The 16486-nt window shown below is 61.3% G+C and carries 12 protein-coding genes; 6 read left to right on the top strand and 6 right to left on the bottom strand.

Going from position 1 to position 16486, the window contains the following annotated elements; genetic code table 11:
• The first annotated feature begins 59 nt into the window (after nucleotides 1-59).
• From AC630_RS12445 to AC630_RS12420, 6 genes are read left to right on the top strand one after another with little or no spacing between them, the layout of a single operon-like run.
• Complete coding sequence (locus AC630_RS12445) at nucleotides 60-2186, top strand: acetate--CoA ligase family protein (RefSeq protein WP_074118819.1); 2127 nt, start codon at nucleotides 60-62, stop codon at nucleotides 2184-2186.
• Complete coding sequence (locus AC630_RS12440) at nucleotides 2183-3796, top strand: acyl-CoA carboxylase subunit beta (RefSeq protein ID WP_074118818.1); 1614 nt, start codon at nucleotides 2183-2185, stop codon at nucleotides 3794-3796. Before AC630_RS12445 ends, AC630_RS12440 begins: the two co-directional genes overlap by 4 nt.
• A gap of 23 nt (nucleotides 3797-3819) precedes the next feature.
• Entirely contained in the window at nucleotides 3820-4977 is a 1158-nt protein-coding gene (locus AC630_RS12435) for an acyl-CoA dehydrogenase family protein (protein ID WP_074118817.1), read from the top strand.
• A 19-nt stretch (nucleotides 4978-4996) separates the two neighbouring features.
• On the top strand, nucleotides 4997-5878 hold the full coding sequence (locus AC630_RS12430; RefSeq protein ID WP_167561184.1) for an enoyl-CoA hydratase/isomerase family protein: 882 nt from the start codon (nucleotides 4997-4999) through the stop codon (nucleotides 5876-5878).
• Nucleotides 5875-7857, top strand: a complete 1983-nt coding sequence (locus AC630_RS12425) for an acetyl/propionyl/methylcrotonyl-CoA carboxylase subunit alpha (protein WP_074118815.1) — start codon at nucleotides 5875-5877, stop codon at nucleotides 7855-7857. The genes AC630_RS12430 and AC630_RS12425 overlap by 4 nt, the downstream gene beginning before the upstream one ends.
• Nucleotides 7854-9692: an acyclic terpene utilization AtuA family protein gene (locus tag AC630_RS12420; protein WP_074118814.1), complete on the top strand. Its 1839-nt coding sequence runs from the start codon at nucleotides 7854-7856 to the stop codon at nucleotides 9690-9692. The genes AC630_RS12425 and AC630_RS12420 overlap by 4 nt, the downstream gene beginning before the upstream one ends.
• 50 nt (nucleotides 9693-9742) lie before the next feature.
• On the opposite strand, the gene AC630_RS12415 is transcribed toward AC630_RS12420, so the two are convergent.
• The 6 genes from AC630_RS12415 to AC630_RS12390 all read right to left on the bottom strand — a co-directional run bounded on the left by AC630_RS12415 (nucleotide 9743) and on the right by AC630_RS12390 (nucleotide 16485).
• Nucleotides 9743-10318: a DDE-type integrase/transposase/recombinase gene (locus AC630_RS12415; protein ID WP_074118873.1), complete on the bottom strand. Its 576-nt coding sequence runs from the start codon at nucleotides 10316-10318 to the stop codon at nucleotides 9743-9745.
• A gap of 1160 nt (nucleotides 10319-11478) precedes the next feature.
• The gene (locus AC630_RS48285; RefSeq protein WP_074118813.1) at nucleotides 11479-11853 is read right to left on the bottom strand and encodes a DUF7665 family protein; all 375 of its coding nucleotides are present in this window, start codon (nucleotides 11851-11853) and stop codon (nucleotides 11479-11481) included.
• A 91-nt stretch (nucleotides 11854-11944) separates the two neighbouring features.
• Nucleotides 11945-12565 carry a DNA-methyltransferase gene (locus AC630_RS12405; protein ID WP_074118812.1) on the bottom strand — a complete coding sequence of 207 codons (621 nt, stop codon included), beginning with the start codon at nucleotides 12563-12565 and terminating at the stop codon, nucleotides 11945-11947.
• A 513-nt stretch (nucleotides 12566-13078) separates the two neighbouring features.
• The gene (locus tag AC630_RS12400; RefSeq protein WP_074118811.1) at nucleotides 13079-13822 is read right to left on the bottom strand and encodes a TetR/AcrR family transcriptional regulator; all 744 of its coding nucleotides are present in this window, start codon (nucleotides 13820-13822) and stop codon (nucleotides 13079-13081) included.
• 189 nt (nucleotides 13823-14011) lie between these two features.
• Nucleotides 14012-15229: an aromatic ring-hydroxylating oxygenase subunit alpha gene (locus AC630_RS12395; RefSeq protein WP_208867003.1), complete on the bottom strand. Its 1218-nt coding sequence runs from the start codon at nucleotides 15227-15229 to the stop codon at nucleotides 14012-14014.
• 71 nt (nucleotides 15230-15300) lie between these two features.
• Entirely contained in the window at nucleotides 15301-16485 is a 1185-nt protein-coding gene (locus AC630_RS12390; RefSeq protein ID WP_074118809.1) for an ABC transporter substrate-binding protein, read from the bottom strand.
• Nucleotide 16486: the final 1 nt, after the last annotated feature.

Genomic DNA, 16486 nt, shown 5'->3' with positions numbered 1-16486 from the left:
GGGCATAGGCGCTTCCCTGAAAGTCTTCTGAAACACGAACAGATTCAGGAGGTGCCTTTATGTCGGCAACGCCGGACCGGCTTGAGCCCGTTCTCAATCCATCCTCGATCGCCATCATCGGCGCCTCTAGCGACACCAGCCGCATAGGCGGCATAGCGCTCGACCACCTGTCGCGCCTAGGCTTCGCGGGTCAGGTATTTCCGATAAATCCCAAGTACCAGGAGCTCGCCGGCTATCGCTGCTATCCGGACGTGGAGTCGCTGCCGATGGCGCCGAATATAGCCGTCCTGGCGCTGCCGGTGAATGACGTCATGTCCATGCTCGAACGCTGCCACGCCAAGGGCATTCCCGCGGCCATCGTCTATGCGGCCGGCTATGCGGAGGTGGGCGGCGACGGCGTCGCGCGCCAGCGGGAATTGGTGAATTTCGCCCGCCGCACTGGCATGCGGATCGTCGGCCCGAACTGCATGGGTCTTGCCAACCTAAATACTCGCGCCATCACATCGTTCGTACCCACCTTTAGGCAGTTCCCGCCGGACAGCGAACCTGGGCGTGTGAGCTTGGTGACGCAGAGCGGCAGCATGTGTTCCGATATTTATGTGACCGGCCGGACGATGGGCATGCACTTTCGCCATTTCATAAATACTGGCAATGAAGCCTGCATCGAGTTTTCCGACTATCTCGACTACTTGGCCGGCGACGGTGGCACGGAAGCCATCGCTGGCTATGTTGAGGGCCTGCGCGACGGCAGCAAGTTCATCGATGCCGCGAGACGCTTGCGCCAGGCCCGCAAACCGCTGATCTTGCTCAAGGCAGGCGAGAGCGAGCGCGGCGCGCAGGTGACGCAGTCGCACACCGCGGCGCTCGCAGGCAACCGCGCCATCTACCGGGCGGCCTTTGCCCAGCTAGGCGTGATGCAGGCACGTCACACTGTCCATCTGGCCGACCTGGCCTACTTGGCTCGCTTCCAGCGCGGCAAGCGACTCGGTTCGCGCGTCGTGGTCGCCTCCATTTCGGGCGCCATGGGTGCAGTCACCGCCGACCTGCTGAGCGCACAGGGCCTGCAGCTTCCGCAGCTGTCGCGGCAGAGCCAGCAGAAGTTGCTCGACAGCGTGCCGGGCATTGCGATGGTGTGCAACCCGGTAGACATGACTGGCCAGTTGTTCAGCCGCAACCGGCTAGCCACCGAGGTGCTACAGACACTCCTGGCTGAAAACGTCGCCGACATTCTCCTAGTGTTCGCTACCGGCTCGCTTTATGAGCGTATCGCCCCCGAACTCATCGAAGTCGCGGCGAATACCGACTGCCTGGTGACCGTTATCGCCACTTCTGGCACACCGGAAACCAGGCAACGACTAGAGGCGGCAGGCATCCCGGTGTTTCCCGACGCCGCTCGCGCAAGCGAGGCGCTTGGTACTGCGGTGCGATGGGTCGAAGGAGCAGCAGGGGCTGAGCGGTGGAGCGCGCTGCGTTGGGCGAATACCGAGCAAGGCGGGGCTGCCACCGAGCTGCCTGAGCGGCTAGACGAGCATCAGGTCAAGCAGTTGTTGACCAAGTACGGCGTGCCGGTGGGGAACGCCGAGGTGGTGTGCGACGCCGCGCAAGCTGAGGCCGCGGCCCAACGCATGAGCGGTCCGCTGGCCATGAAGATCCTCAGCCCGGACATCGCGCACAAGACGGAGGTCGGCGGGGTACGCCTCAACCTCCAAGCCGACGCGGTTGGGCCGGCTGCACGTGAGATGCTGGCGTCAGTATCAGCCGCAGTCCCAGGAGCCGAGTTGCGCGGGTTGCTCCTGCAGCCAATGGAGCACGGCGTTTGTGAACTGATTATCGGTGTGACCCGCGATCCAGTGTTCGGGCTGACGATGACCGTAGGACTGGGCGGCATCATGACCGAGCTGTTCCAGGATGTCGCCCACCGACTGTTGCCGGTCGACGGCGTTATGGCGCGGGAAATGCTTCAGGAGCTGCGCGCATACCGGATCCTGCAAGGCTTCCGCGGCAAACCGGCGGCTGACGTGGAAGCGGTCGTGCAAGCCATTGCCGCTGTATCCAGCGCCGCAATGGCGCTCGGCCCGGCGCTCGTCGAACTGGAAATCAATCCCTTGCTGGTCAAGCCACAAGGCCAGGGCGCAGTAGCTCTGGATGCCCTGCTGCTGACCACCACCGACAAGGCTACGCCATGACACCTATCCAATCGCGAGTCGACACCGCACGGGCCGACTATGCTGAGCAGCGGCGGGGCATGCTGGCCTTGGTTGAGCGCCTCCGACAACTGGAGCAGCGAGCCCGAGACGCTTCGGCCAAGGCCAAGGCAGCTTTCGACAAGCGCGGTGCGCTGCTGCCGCGCGAGCGCGTGGCGCGCTTGCTAGACCCCGGCGCGCCCTTCCTCGAGATCGGCAACATGGCTGGCTATTGCACAGAAGGCGAGGACCCGGAGACGTCGGTCCCTGGCGGAGCTCAGATCGTGGGCATCGGTTTCGTGTCCGGTGTGCGCTGCATGGTAGCAGCATCCGACTCAGCCATCAATGCAGGTGCCTACGTGGATGCAGGCAGCAAGAAGCTGCTGCGTGCACAAGAGATTGCGCTGCAGAACCGCCTGCCTTTCATCCATCTTGTGGAATCGGCAGGGGCCAATCTGCGCGCATACAGAGTAGAACGGTTTATTCGCGGTGGCGGCCTGTTCTACAACCTGGCCCGTCTGTCCGCTGCCGGACTGCCAGTCGTCACCGTGGTACACGGCTCGTCCACGGCCGGCGGCGCCTACATGCCGGGCCTATCGGACTACGTGGTCATGGTGCGTAACCGTGCGCGCGCTTTCCTGGCAGGGCCCCCTCTTCTAAAGGCGGCTACAGGCGAGATTGCCACCGACGAGGAACTCGGTGGCGCCGACATGCACGCTCAGATCAGCGGCCTTGCGGAGTATGTCGGTGAGGACGATGCCCACGCGATTGTCATCGCGCGTGACGTTGTGGCCGCACTGAACTGGCCCACTCTGACGCCGCGATCGCGGGGCAAGCCGTCGAAATTGGACCCGGAGGAATTGGCCGGTGTGATGCCGCTGGATGTGAAGAAGCCGGTCGACATGCAGGAAGTGATTGCCCGCATCGTGGATGAATCGGCCTGGCTCGCCTTCAAGCCCGACTACGGCGTATCGACGCTTTGTGGTCATGCACGCATCGAGGGGCAGCCGATTGGCATCATCACCAACAACGGCCCAATCGACCCGGCCGGTGCAACGAAGGCAGCCCAGTTCATACAACTGTGCAACCAGTCGGGGACGCCCATCCTCTTCATGCAGAACACTACCGGCTTCATCGTCGGACGCATGCCCGAGGAGGCAGGCATGATCAAGCATGGCTCCAAGATGATCCAGGCGCTGTCGAATTCAAAGGTCCCGCACATCACGCTGTACTGCGGTGCCTCCTTCGGAGCCGGAAACTACGGCATGTGCGGCCAATCCTTCCGGCCGCGCTTCAGCTTTTCCTGGCCCAATGCCAAGACGGCCGTGATGGGCGGCGAGCAGGCCGCAATGACCATGGAGATCGTGGCCAGGCAACAAGCCGAACGCAAAGGCAAGCCGGTCAACGAAGAAGCTCTAGCAAGCCAGAAGGCTGAAATCATCGCCAACTTCGAGCGTCAAGCTAGTGCCTTCATCACCAGCGGCCTGATGCTGGACGACGGAATCATCGACCCGCGCAACACCCGCGCCGTGCTCGCCTTCGTGCTGGCTACGGTGCGTGAAGGCGAGAGCCGCCACACCAACCCTGTGCAGTTCGGCGTGGCCCGCTTCTGAACACCAAATCACGGATAAGCGATATGTATACAGAAGCACACCACAGCATCATGCAGAGCATCCGCCGCTTCCTTGCGAACGAAGTGGACCCGTTCGTGGACGAATGGGAAGCCGCGGAAATCTTCCCCGCGCACGAGCTGTTCAAAAAGATGGGAGATCTCGGCTTCTTAGGCATCACGAAGCCGACCGAATACGGTGGTCTGGGTCTGGACTTTTCCTACGGCGTGGCCGCTGCTGAGGCCATAGGCTATGTGCGTGCCCAGGGCGTGAGCATGGGCGCAGGTGTACAAACCGACATGGCTACGCCGGCCTTGACTGCCTTCGGCTCGGACGAACTCAGGCGTGAGTTCCTCGCACCAGCTATCGCCGGCGACGTAGTTGTGTCGATCGGTGTCTCAGAGCAGGGAGCTGGTTCGGATGTGGCTTCGCTCAAGACGCGCGCGCGCCGCGACGGCGACGATTACGTAATTTCCGGCTCCAAGATGTGGATCACCAATGGCACCCAAGCCGATTGGATCTGCTTGCTGTGCAACACGTCCGAGGGACCGATCCACAAGAACAAGTCGCTGATCATCGTGCCATTGAAGGAGAACCGCAAACGCGTCAAGGGCGTCGAAGTCCAGAAGATCAAGAAATTCGGCATGTGGTGCTCCGACACTGCGCAGATTTTCTTCGACGAGGTGCGCGTGCCGGTGCGTCACCGGATCGGCGAAGAAGGCATGGGTTTTATCTACCAGATGAAGCAGTTCCAGGAGGAGCGCCTGGGCGCCGCGGCCCGCCGCCTGGCCGCCATCCAACTCATCGATGACACGGCCGACTACCTGCGGCGGCGAATCGCTTTCGGCAAACCACTGCTGGACAACCAGTTCATCCAATTCAAGCTAGCCGAACTCAAGACCGAGCTCGAAGCCTTGCGTGGCCTAGTCTACATGGCCACGCAAACCTACATCAGCGGTGGCGACGTGGTGGAGTTGGCCTCCATGGCGAAGCTCAAGGCGGGCCGCCTGTCGCGCGAGATCGCCGAATGGTGCATGCAGTTCCAGGGCGGCATGGGCTACACGTGGGACAACCCCGTCTCGCGCGCCTATCGCGACTTCCGGCTCGGCTCGATCGGTGGCGGCGCTGATGAAGTAATGATGCAGGTGATCGCCAAACAAATGGGCCTCATGAGTTCGCGTTGACGCCAGGATGAGCAGCGCAATGGAAACCTTAGACGGATTTGACGCCCTTGTGGTGCGCCGTGCGCACGACGTGTTGTTCGCCACGCTGAACCAACCGGCTACCCGCAACGCCTTGAGCACCGAACTCGTGCGCGAGCTGACGCAGGTGCTGACCATGACCGAGCAGGACAACGTGGTACGCGCGTTGGTATTGCGCGGCGCGGGCGGCATGTTTTGTGCGGGCGGCAACATTGGCGGTTTTCGCGAGAGTCTACAAGCTGATGAGAGCGCTGGCGATCCGATCGCCGCGCGCAACAGGCAGTTTGGGTACTTCATGGAACGCCTGACGGCGCTGCCAGTGCCGGTAATGGCCGTCGTCGAAGGCGCCGCGATGGGAGGCGGCATGGGCTTGGCATGCGCGGCGGACTTCGTGGTGGCCACGGAAGGTGCTCGCTTTGCGCTGTCGGAAACCACGCTGGGGGTCATAGCAGCGCAGATCGCGCCCTTTGTCGTCGCACGCTTGGGCGCTGCGACCACGCGGCGGCTGGGACTGAGCGGGGAGCGTGTCAGCGGTATGGATGCCCTGACCCTGGGCCTCGTCAATGCCTTGGCTGAGAACGGCAGCCACTTGGACGTGCTGGAAGCCGAGTGGTTAACTCGTATCGGACGATGTGCGCCCAGCGCTAACCGGGCGTTCAAGCCGCTCGTAGCACGCTGCATGACAGAACCTACGTCGCTTCTGCTGGACGACGCTTCCCATGCATTCGCCAAGTGCCTACGCCACGAAGGCCGTGAGGGAACACAGGCGTTCCGAGAGAAGCGCGATGCGCGCTGGTGCGTTCGCTTCGATGCGGAAACCGTGCGCGCCGCCCATGCGGTGGCGGCCACGCCTGCATCCTTGAATCACGGAGCCACAACATGAGCATGCCATTCCGGCCATTTCACACCCTGCTCATTGCCAATCGCGGTGAGATTGCCGTTCGCATCATGTGTACGGCACGTCGTCTCGGCCTGCGCACTGTAGCCGTCTACTCCGAGGCCGACCGCACCAGTCTCCATGTCACCCAAGCTGACACGGCGATCTGCGTGGGGCCAGCCGCGCCGCGCGAGTCGTACTTAAACATAAACGCCATCCTCGACGCTGCCCGCCGCGGCGGAGCGGACGCGATCCACCCGGGTTACGGCTTTCTGGCCGAGAATGAGGAGTTCGCCGGGGCAGTCGCCCGTGCCGGAATTGTGTTCGTCGGGCCACCGGCCGAGGCCATCCGAGCGATGGGCAACAAAGCCGAGGCCAAGCGCTTGATGCTGGCGGCCGGCATGCCTTGCGTGCCCGGCTACGAGGGCAGGGACCAGAGTGATGCCACCCTTTCGGCGGCGGCCCGCGACATCGGGTACCCGGTCATGATCAAGGCCACTGCCGGAGGGGGCGGGCGTGGCATGCGGCTCGTGCAAGATGCCGCGAACATGCCTGCCGCACTGGCGAGCGCGCGCTCGGAAGCGCTCGCCGCCTTCGGCTCCGACGAACTGATCCTGGAGCGTGCCATCCTGGAGCCTCGGCATATTGAGATCCAGGTGTTCGCCGACAGGCATGGCCATGTCATCCACCTGGGTGAGCGCGACTGTTCGGTACAGCGTCGCCACCAGAAGCTCATCGAGGAGGCACCTTCGCCAGCCGTGAGTCCGGAACTGCGCAAGAGCATGGGCGAGGCTGCCGTCAAGGCGGCGCGTGCTATCGGCTACGTGGGTGCGGGCACGATGGAATTCCTGCTGGACCGCACGGGTGCCTTCTACTTCATGGAAATGAACACGCGCCTGCAGGTCGAGCATGCAGTGACGGAGGCAATCACCGGTCTGGACCTAGTGGAATGGCAACTGCGCGTGGCCGCCGGTGAGGCATTGCCCACGGCCCAAGAGTCAATCGTGCTGGATGGCCACGCGATCGAGGTGCGCTTGACCGCGGAAGACGTGGCAGCCGGGTTCCTACCTCAGGCGGGGGCTGTATTGTGCTGGCGTCCGCCCGGCGCGGCACACGGAGTGCGGGTTGATCACGGCCTGTACGAAGGCGGCGACGTGCCGCCCCACTATGACTCCATGGTCGCCAAACTGGTGGCGCATGGAAGGACGCGTGACGAGGCGAGGCGCAAGCTGCACCGTGCGGTGCGGGACTGTGTGCTACTGGGCGTAGCCAGCAATCAAGGTTTCCTCGCCGACTGCCTGGAGCATCCGGCGTTTGTCAAAGGCGAGGTCCATACCGGCTTCATCGCCCAGCACATGAGCAAGGCGATGAAAAACATCTGCCCCGACACCGCCACCGTCGCCGCAGCCGCAATATGCGAGGTAGGTTGGCCCGATCAAGATGCCGCGCAGCTCGGCCAGACGACCGTCTCCCTAGATCTAGAACTGGGCAGCTATCGATGGAACGCGCGCTTGCAACCTACGGGTGAAGGTATCGATGTGACGATTCAGCAAGGAAATGAGGTCGACGCGATGCGCTTCATACCGGTGCGAAAGCCAGCCGACGGCGTGTGGTGGCTGGAATGCAATGGCCAGGTCCACCGCGTAGTCCGGGCGCGCGACAGCGCGGGCATCCACGTGTTCAGCCAGGGACGCGCTTGGCGATTCCAGCCGAGCGATCCGCGCCGCGCCCGCGTCAAGGACGGCGGTAACGGTGCGGTGGCCGCGCCGCTGACCGGCCGCATCGTGGCCGTCCATGTAGCGAATGGCGACACCGTGCAGGCTGGGCAATCGCTGGTAGTGCTCGAAGCAATGAAAATGGAACACACATTGACTGCGCCGTTCGCGGGCCGGATCACCGAGCTGTCGGCGCAAGTGGGAGGGCAGGCGCGCGCCGGCGGAAAGCTGGTGCAGGTCCAGGCCATCGCCGAGGAGCAGGTAGCATGAGCACCCCGCGCACCATACGCATTGGCGGAGCCTCTGGTTTCTGGGGCGACTCGGCCACGGCGACGCCGCAACTGCTAGCCGTACCGGACCTGCAATACCTAGTCTACGACTACCTAGCCGAGACGACCATGTCCATCATGTCGCGTGCACGAGCCAAGGACTCTGCACTGGGCTACGCTACCGACTTCGTGAACATGGCCATGGAGCCGCATCTGGCGGAGATCCTGGGGCGCAACATTCGGGTAGTGGCCAACGCCGGCGGCCTGAACCCGCAAGCCTGCTGCGACGCACTGCTAGCCGTGGCTGAACGGCAAGGGCTTAGACCGAAGGTCGCAGTCGTCACCGGTGACGACATCATGGCCGCCATGCCCCACTGGTGCGCACAAGGTCTCAAAGACATGCACACCAGCGAACCGCCTCCCGCCAAGCTGATGTCGGCAAACGCGTACGTCGGTGCGCAAGGCATTGCTCGCGCCTTGGAATGGGGCGCCGATATCGTCATCACCGGTCGTTGCGTGGACAGCGCAGTTGTCGTCGGCCCACTCGTGCACGAGTTTGGGTGGTCCTGGGACGACTGGGATCGACTGGCCGCCGCGACCCTCGCGGGCCATGTGATCGAATGCGGCGCGCAGGCTACCGGCGGACTTTTCACCGACTGGAAGCTGGTGACGGACTGGGACCGCATGGGCTATCCAGTGATTGACTGCGCCGCTGACGGCAGCTTTGTACTCTCGAAGCCCAAGGGTACGGGCGGGCTGATTCACCCTGCCGCTGTGGCGGAGCAGATCCTGTACGAAGTGGGCGACCCCGGCTCCTACTTGATGCCCGACGTCACCTGCGATTTCAGGCAAGTACGCACGGAGTCGTTGGACGCCAATCATGTGCGTGTTAGCGGCGCACGGGGCCGCGCCCCTAGCTCCCTCTACAAATGCAATGGCACGTGGCTGGACGGCTATCAAATCGCACTCGCGCTGGCGATTCGCGGTGTGGATGCGCCCGCCAAGGCGCAACGAACGGCCGAGGCCCTACTGGCACGCACCAGACGCATGATGGCGGAAAAGGGTTACGCGGACTACAGCGAAACCAGCGTGGAACTAATCGGTTGCGAGGCCCTCTATGGTCCCAATGCCCGATCCCTGCCCACTCGTGAAGTCCTCCTGCGCCTCGCGGCGCGCCATCCCGATCGCAAGGCTTTGGTGTTCCTGCAGCGTGAATGCGTCTCGTCCGGCACGTCCATGGCGGCGGGTACACGCGCCACGCTGTTCGGACGCGCCGACGTGCAACAGGTGGTAAAGGTGTTCTCCTTCCTCGTTCCCAAACGCGAGGTGCCACTGACGGTGAAGATGGGCGCGCGTGAGGAATGCCTCGATGTTTCCGCAGCAGTGGGCGAGGAATCAGAAGCCGCGCCTTTGGTTCCTTCCGAGCCCTGGACTTCTCCGTCCGGCCCGAAGGTAAGCGTGCCCCTCATCGCGATGGCCTGGGCCCGCAGCGGCGACAAGGGCGATGACGAGAACATTGGGGTCATTGCCCGCGAACCCAGGTACCTGCCGCTGCTTCGTGAACAACTGACGACCGAAGCGGTACGCAAATGGTTCTCGCACTTGGTTCGAGGTGACGTCAAGCGCTACGAGGTCCCAGGGCTCAATGCCCTGAACTTCGTGCTGCATCAGGCACTGGGCGGCGGCGGGTCGGCGAGTTTACGCTCCGACCCGCTCGGCAAGAGCTTTGCCCAGATGCTGCTCGACTTCCCGCTTGCGGTACCGGCTGACTGGGCGCACAGCATCAAAGCAGCACCAAGCACGCTGGTGGCTCGCCATTCGCAGAAGGAAATTTGAGAATCCGATTGGCCACTATGCGTTCGAACACCATGGAAGTGATCAGTTTTCTAAATCGGCTTTGCCGCAAACTCTGGCTTTTGTCGCAACAAGTAGCTATCCGTTCGCCATAAGGCCGCGAGAATTTCGAACTGCTCGGCAATTGACAGACACGGATTGTAGGCAAATCTCGCCTGTCGTTTGCGCATCATGTGGACCATCTCGATTCCCGACAGGATGATTTCGGCGCTGTCCATTGACTTGAAGCCCAGCATGGGCCGAACGCGCCGCTTGATGCGGCGGTGATCCTGTTCAATTCGATTGTTGAGATATTGGCTTTTTCGGATGCAGATGGGCTTCAGTGCCCGTCGTGATCGATCTCGCAGACGGCTTTCAGCATCACACGACCGGATTGCCTCGTAATTGATCTGGCTGCCATTGCCGGTGACACTACGCTTGCGTTTGTTGAAACGCGCCAGAAACTCGGGCGAGAAGTGGACAACCCACCGATGCACGGTGGAATGGTCAACGCTTAAGCCGCGTTCGGCCATCATCTCTTCCAGATCACGTAGGCTCAGATTGTAGGCAAGGTACCAACGCACGCACAGCAGGATCACTGATCGATCGAAATGACGGCCTTTGAACATCGCAAGCTCCAAAAGATGGAAACGGCCTCATGCCAGAGACAGGTTGCCAGTCAGTTTGCGACAGAACCGTCGTGCTTCGTCCGGAACTTGTTGTTCGAAGATCGACCGCATTCAGGGCGATCGAGGCAGGCGCCTGAATCTAGTGCTGCCCCGATTGCACATGAAAGGCGCCGCGTCGCGAGTTAGGCGGCCCTTCGATGAGGAAACAGGGCTCCCGCGATAGTGGGTATTGCGCTGTAGCGGACCCTTAACTAGAATCCCCGACGCTTCTTATATGCATTTCATTATATGCATTTCATTCACGGAATCGGTCGCTAGACTAGCTGGCCTAGCCCGAGTAGGACCGCTGCGCCAAAGCGAGGTATTTCCCTGTTCTCCGCGATTCGGCTCCTTGTTCTTCGACGAATTTTCCCTGTTACGTTGGGTAGGGAATTCAGCGAGAAAGGCCCGTGGCACGGGGGGCTTGCTATAGAGACACCCGGAACGCGGCTAGAATCGACGAAATTCCCTGCAAAATTCCCTGCTTGCAGGGAATTTGGCTGGAGACAGGTGCGATCTGCACTGCCTCGCCAGCCAGCCAGTCCGGCATTTGGCCAGGTTTCCCCAAAAACGAGAGAATGGGCCGGAAGTCCCAGCCTTTTGCGTTTTCGATTCCGTCCTCAGACTCCCGGTTCGCTCAACCGGAGGCGGAAATCCCGGAAAGTCTCCGGCCCTGTCCGCGAATATTCCCGTTTTTCGGAGACAGACGGCGGAGACTTGGTGCGATCACGACTGCCGCCGAGGCCCGCAGTCAACTTCGCTAGTTCTCCGATCAGCAAGCGGCCCTATCAGGAGCTATCAACACTGCACCGCCGCCCGATCAGCGCAGTCGGGTTCGGCCACTGATAAGGTTTTGAGAGTTTGCTTATCAGTCCCTTTGCGCTTCTTCCACAGTGGCGAGCCGTCTTGTTTTTGCTCTGCCCCTCGCCAACATTTTGTTCGCATATCGAACAAGGAACCCGCACGCAGTCAGATGGGTGCTAACACCGCCTCTCCGTATAGCCTTCGGAGAATTGCCAGCATCGTATAGAACGCCAAGATGCTTGCGTGTGCTTGGATCTTGTCGTGCTTATCGCCATCCCCAAAATCGGCGACGCCCTTTATGCCAAGAACCGATGGCTTCATCTGGCCAATCGACTTCTGCACCGCATGCGGTCGCACGGAAGATACAAGCACTGGCCGCCCTTCCATGCCGGGCGAAAGACCGACGACACGATGTGCGGCCCGGTCGGCCACCGCGCACCCGGCAAGGGCCGGTTCGCCGCGTGGTCCCACGGCTGCGCTGACACCGGCGTTGCGCGATAGCCCGAACAGTTGAAGCGGAAATCGAACGCCTCGGGTGCTCCGGGTCGCGGCGGCGCCGCGACCGCGAACACCACATGCGGCCACATGGTTGCGAGGTGCCGCCACCGGCCTTCGATCTCGCCGCACCGAAGCGCCGGTGCGGCGAGATCGAGCTCAAGCAGAACCCGATCGGGAGGCAGGGGCGCGTTCATACTTAGCCCTCGACCCGCTTTTCCGGCACGAAGTCAAGCGTGCAGGTGTGACTTAAGATTGTCCGACATTTTGGCCCTCCCCGAAGGCAGGTTAAAATGGTTCGGCTGAGCCAAACAGCAGGGCTCGTTCGCCAGTGAAATTTTGCCAACGCCGCACCGCGGCATCAACATAGATCGGGTCAATTTCGATTCCAAAGCCACGACGGCCTGTTCGCTCTGCGGCGATGATCGTCGTGCCACTCCCGAGAAAGCCGTCGAGAACGACGTCATCCCGCGAGGAACAGTCAAGTATGGCGTCAGCGACAAGCCGCGCCGGCTTCACGGTCGGATGCAGCCTGTGCCGGGGCCCCTCATCGGTTGATCGACGGAAGTCGCTCATCCCGGGGTATGCCCAGACATTACTGCGGTTACGTCCGTGCCGACCGGGCTGAATGTTGTTTTTATGTGGAGCAAGACCGGATTTGAAGACCAAGATCATTTCATGCTGGCTACGATAAGGACTGCCCATTCCGGCATTGTGCTTGGTCCAGACGCATATATTCTTCAGGCCGCCGCTGTACACGTCGCGGCCGGCCTCTAAAAGCTCGGCGCTGTGCGCCCAGTCCATACAGACGAAGTGAATGGCGCCATCTGCGCTGTAGGTCGCAAGCGCTCTACATGCGCAGGTGAGAAAGTTGATGAACTCCAAGCGGTTCATCTCGCCGACACCCATTACGAATTCGCGGTGCCTCGTGGAGCCTTTGCCGGATGTCGAGACAGAGACGGCGAAGCTCGGTCGGGGACGAACCATCTTGCCATCGCTCGGCTGAGGAAGCACCCCCTGTTGCTTGCATGATCAGCGGCGAAATCGTTGAAGGCTCTTCACTGATGGCTCTCAATGCCAGTTCGGAGCTCTCAAAGCGAAGTTCGAAGAGGCACCACAGGACCGGATCAAAATGCGTGATGGGCGTCTCGCGGAGTGATATTCGCATGTGCTCTCCTTGTTAGAAGCGCCCCCGCGCGGGTCTACCAAGGAGTGAGGAACGATCAATCTGCGGACTCCGAAAATTCGACCAAAATGCAATAATGTCACATGATTGGCTCTGGAGTAGAGCAACATCGCATAATGGGCGGTTATGGAATGTCCGTTGTCCTGTATGGTGTAACCTGGCTGTCCGGAAGGATTGCGCGGTTAGTGGACGGCTGCGCGCGCACACCAGCCGAATTTCCGGTGGAAAGATAACGGTCAGGCTTTCTCGCTTCGCAGCAGGCCCTCGGGCGCCAACACTTTCTTCTTTGTCTGCCTTGACAGCGAAGGGCTTGCATCGTCCGCCTGCTCGTCCCAGAAGCCGTTGCAAACGAAGCGCATATAGGCCTTCGTGACGAAGTCCGGCAACTCCCGGATCGAGTCGTTAGATCGTACGAAACGGCTTGAGAGATACTTTCTCGCCCCCATCAACATGAACGCAATGACTTCGTACTCGCGAGGATCGACAGCGCGCGCATCGCCCGCATTGGTCGCCCGCCGCAACACCCGCTGATAGCCCTGCGCAATGACCTGGATATGCTTTTGGAATGCCTCAGGCGCAAACAGCTCCGACTCGTACAGAATGCGGTAGAACTCGGGCCGCGCAAGCAGGTAGGCGAAGTAAGCCTCGAAGCGAAGCTTCTCTCGCGCCACATCATTCGCCGCGTGCGACGAGCGCTGATTGATAAATCCCAGCATCTCGTTGCTCATGCTGGGCAGTAGTTGATCGAAGAGATCCTGTCGCGAGCTGAAGTAGTTGTAGAAGGTGCCCTGGGCAACACCGGCGCGACGCGTGATGGTCGATACCATCGCCGCCGAATAGCCGACTTCGCCGACGACCTTGGCTGCCGCATCCAGCAACGCCGCGCGGATATGGCTCTGTTTCTCCGCACGCGTCAGCTTTTGCGCTCTTCCCAGCTTCTTTACGAGAGGAAGCTTTCGTGTCCGCCGTTCAGATTTCACCGCCGGAGCTCCGGAATCGCTGTTGGTTGTCTACCGCAAATGGAATGCCGAGCAAAGCCCCCGGGGAGGGGGCGTATTCGGCGGCCCTGCCGATCGCATGTGACGGCTTGCGGATATGGTTCACGGCGGCCTGCAGTTGCCGTCGATTCGGCTGGTTGTGTCCCGCAAGCCAGCAGCTCTGGTTGGCCATCAGCGAGCCGCGGGCGCCTCTTTCAGGCCCAGGAGCGATCTCATCCCGTGATGATAATGGGTCAGGCCGGGCTCGTTGCAGCCGAAGGTGATGTAGCTTTGCGCATTGGAGCGGAAGCCGCGTTGCATGTCGATGCAAACCGGAAAGTCCTCATGTTCGACGGTGGCGAGCAGCAGGTCCATATTCTTGTCCCAATGCCGCTTCGCCTCCTCGGTGGTCGCGGGCTCGGGCGCGTACAGCGCGGCTTCTGCAATGCACTCCTCCGTCGAGAGACCCTGCGGGAATGACCGCCACGTCTCGATATGGTCGCCCTGCCAGACAATCAGCGTGTTCGGAAACAGCAGATAGATGATTGCCGAGTGCTTCAGCAGGTCCCACTCGGATTCGGGTTTGTCGCGCAGTTCGAGGATACTGCGCCGGGGCAAAATGAAGCGCCCGTTGAGTCCGAACGCGTCGAACACGTTGATATTGGGCTGAAAGATCGACGCAACGGTCTTCCGGTGCAGTGTCCCAATATGCCAAGTCTCGAGGAACGTGTCGATGACGAGCTTCCAGTTCATGCGCTTGTGCAGATTGGAAGTGCGGTAGTGGTTGGTCGTTTCGAGTTTGTACGATGCGAGTTCGGGGCCGAGTCCCTGAAGGAGTTCATCTGTATCGATATCGGGGCCCGGCGAGGTCTTGACCCAGATGATGCCGTGCTTTTCCGCTACGGGAAGCGGCACCAGGCTGGCGTTGTCGGCCGAAATATCAGGGAATGCGTCGGAGGGGCCGCGCGAGCGCAGCCGTCCCTCGAGATCGTAGCTCCATGCGTGATAGGGGCAAACGAACATCTTCTTCCCGGAGCCGCAGCCCTGGGCGACCTGGGCTCCCCGGTGCCGGCAGACATTGAGAAAGGCGCGCACTTTCCCCTCCGCATTCCGCGTGACGAGGACCGGCACACCGGACAGTTCGTCCGTCATGTAATCGCCGGGATTGGGAATTTGCGCCGACAGGCACATCACAAGCGGATGATCGCGGAACAGCTGCTTCTGTTCCAGCTTCGCCTGATCCATGCAGGTGTAATCGGAAATAGGATTGCGATACATGCTGTCGCCCATCGACGTCGATTTTCGATCGTGCATGTCGAAGACGCGTTTGATCAGTTCTACCTGTGTCGAATGTTGCATTGTTCCTCGCGCCATTCTGGACGTCGCTCGCGACGCCGTTCGTTCGATCAATCCGGCGGCGGCTGTATGCCGCCGCACGCAAATGTCATTTCCGGTCGATGTCCCCGCGGACCACGTCCGGATTATTTGGAGCCCACCACGCCGTCAGCGACGCGGACCCAGCGTCCCTTTTCGACCCGATAGATGACCGAGGCATGCGACGAGACATGTTGGGTCGCGGAAAAGCCCTGCGGCGGCCCGCCAAAGACGTCCTGATAGTTCTGAATCTTCTCCATCCCTTCGACGAACTTCTTCGTCGTGAGGTCCGGCCCGGCGTTCTCGATCGCCTTTACGGTCAGATCGATGATCACCTGGCCGATCGCAGCCTGGATGGTCGGATCGGTGTTGTACCGGCTCTTGTACTGCGCGATCCAGGCAGACGCCGCCGGCCGGGCGTTCTCGGCATAGGGAGCGTCGAAGAAGCCCGCTGTATAGTAGCCCTCGGTGCTGCCGCCCTGCACGCCGGAGATGGCGAGATCATAGCTCGCCGACGTGCCGATCATGTCGACGTCCCATCCCATCTTGCGAGCAGCCGAGTAGGGGATGACGGTGTCGCGCACGATCGTCCCCATCGCTATCAGGTCGCAATTCGCTGCACGCAGCTTCGTCAGTTGCGCCGTGAAATCCTGGTCGGTCGGCTTGTGCGTTGTGACCTCGGCGAACTTCATTCCCATGGCGTCGAGCTGAGCCTTGGCGCCGTTGAACACCTCGCTGCCGAAGTCCGTATCCTGGTACATCGCGCACACGGTCTTCTTTCCCTTCGCTTCGACCATGTACTTGACGGCTGCGCGGATCTGGTCCGAATACGGTGCATAGATGGCGAATTTCTGCGGATGGAACGGCTTCGACATCGAGTCCGCCCACGAGATCGGGAATATGTTCGGTACGCCCGCTTTCAACTGTTCAGGCAGGACAGCATTGTTCTGCGGCGTACCGAGATTGCCGATCATGGCGAAGACGCCGTCCCGGTTGATCAGCTTGTTGGCAGCCTGTACCGCTTTCGGAACCTGGTAGCCGGTATCCTCGACGACCAGCCGCAATTTCCGTCCGTTGATTCCGCCGGCGGCGTTGACCTCGTCGATGCGCATGCGAAACGCATTGACGACTCCTACGCTGAACGTCGCGGCCACGCCGGACAGGTCGGCGTGCATGCCCAGAACAATCTCATCCTTGGTTACACCCTGGGTCTTCCAGACTAGTTCGTCTGCGCGGATCGTTGTCGAGGCGGTCAGCACGGCAATGCCAACGACGATTGAAATTCCCTTCATT

Source organism: Bradyrhizobium sp. AS23.2, from assembly GCF_001908185.1.
GTDB lineage: Bacteria > Pseudomonadota > Alphaproteobacteria > Rhizobiales > Xanthobacteraceae > Bradyrhizobium.
The sequence above is the reverse complement of the archived record's forward strand: the minus strand, read 5'-3'. Positions and strand labels throughout refer to the sequence as shown.

Bases quoted from the DNA above. Each gene is read 5' to 3' on its own strand.
- AC630_RS12445 (WP_074118819.1), top strand. From the start codon at position 60: ATGTCGGCAACGCCGGACCGGCTTGAGCCCGTTCTCAATCCATCCTCG.
- AC630_RS12440 (WP_074118818.1), top strand. From the start codon at position 2,183: ATGACACCTATCCAATCGCGAGTCGACACCGCACGGGCCGACTATGCT.
- AC630_RS12435 (WP_074118817.1), top strand. From the start codon at position 3,820: ATGTATACAGAAGCACACCACAGCATCATGCAGAGCATCCGCCGCTTC.
- AC630_RS12430 (WP_167561184.1), top strand. From the start codon at position 4,997: ATGGAAACCTTAGACGGATTTGACGCCCTTGTGGTGCGCCGTGCGCAC.
- AC630_RS12425 (WP_074118815.1), top strand. From the start codon at position 5,875: ATGAGCATGCCATTCCGGCCATTTCACACCCTGCTCATTGCCAATCGC.
- AC630_RS12420 (WP_074118814.1), top strand. From the start codon at position 7,854: ATGAGCACCCCGCGCACCATACGCATTGGCGGAGCCTCTGGTTTCTGG.
- AC630_RS12415 (WP_074118873.1), bottom strand. From the start codon at position 10,318: ATGTTCAAAGGCCGTCATTTCGATCGATCAGTGATCCTGCTGTGCGTG.
- AC630_RS48285 (WP_074118813.1), bottom strand. From the start codon at position 11,853: ATGAACGCGCCCCTGCCTCCCGATCGGGTTCTGCTTGAGCTCGATCTC.
- AC630_RS12405 (WP_074118812.1), bottom strand. From the start codon at position 12,565: ATGGGTGTCGGCGAGATGAACCGCTTGGAGTTCATCAACTTTCTCACC.
- AC630_RS12390 (WP_074118809.1), bottom strand. From the start codon at position 16,485: ATGAAGGGAATTTCAATCGTCGTTGGCATTGCCGTGCTGACCGCCTCG.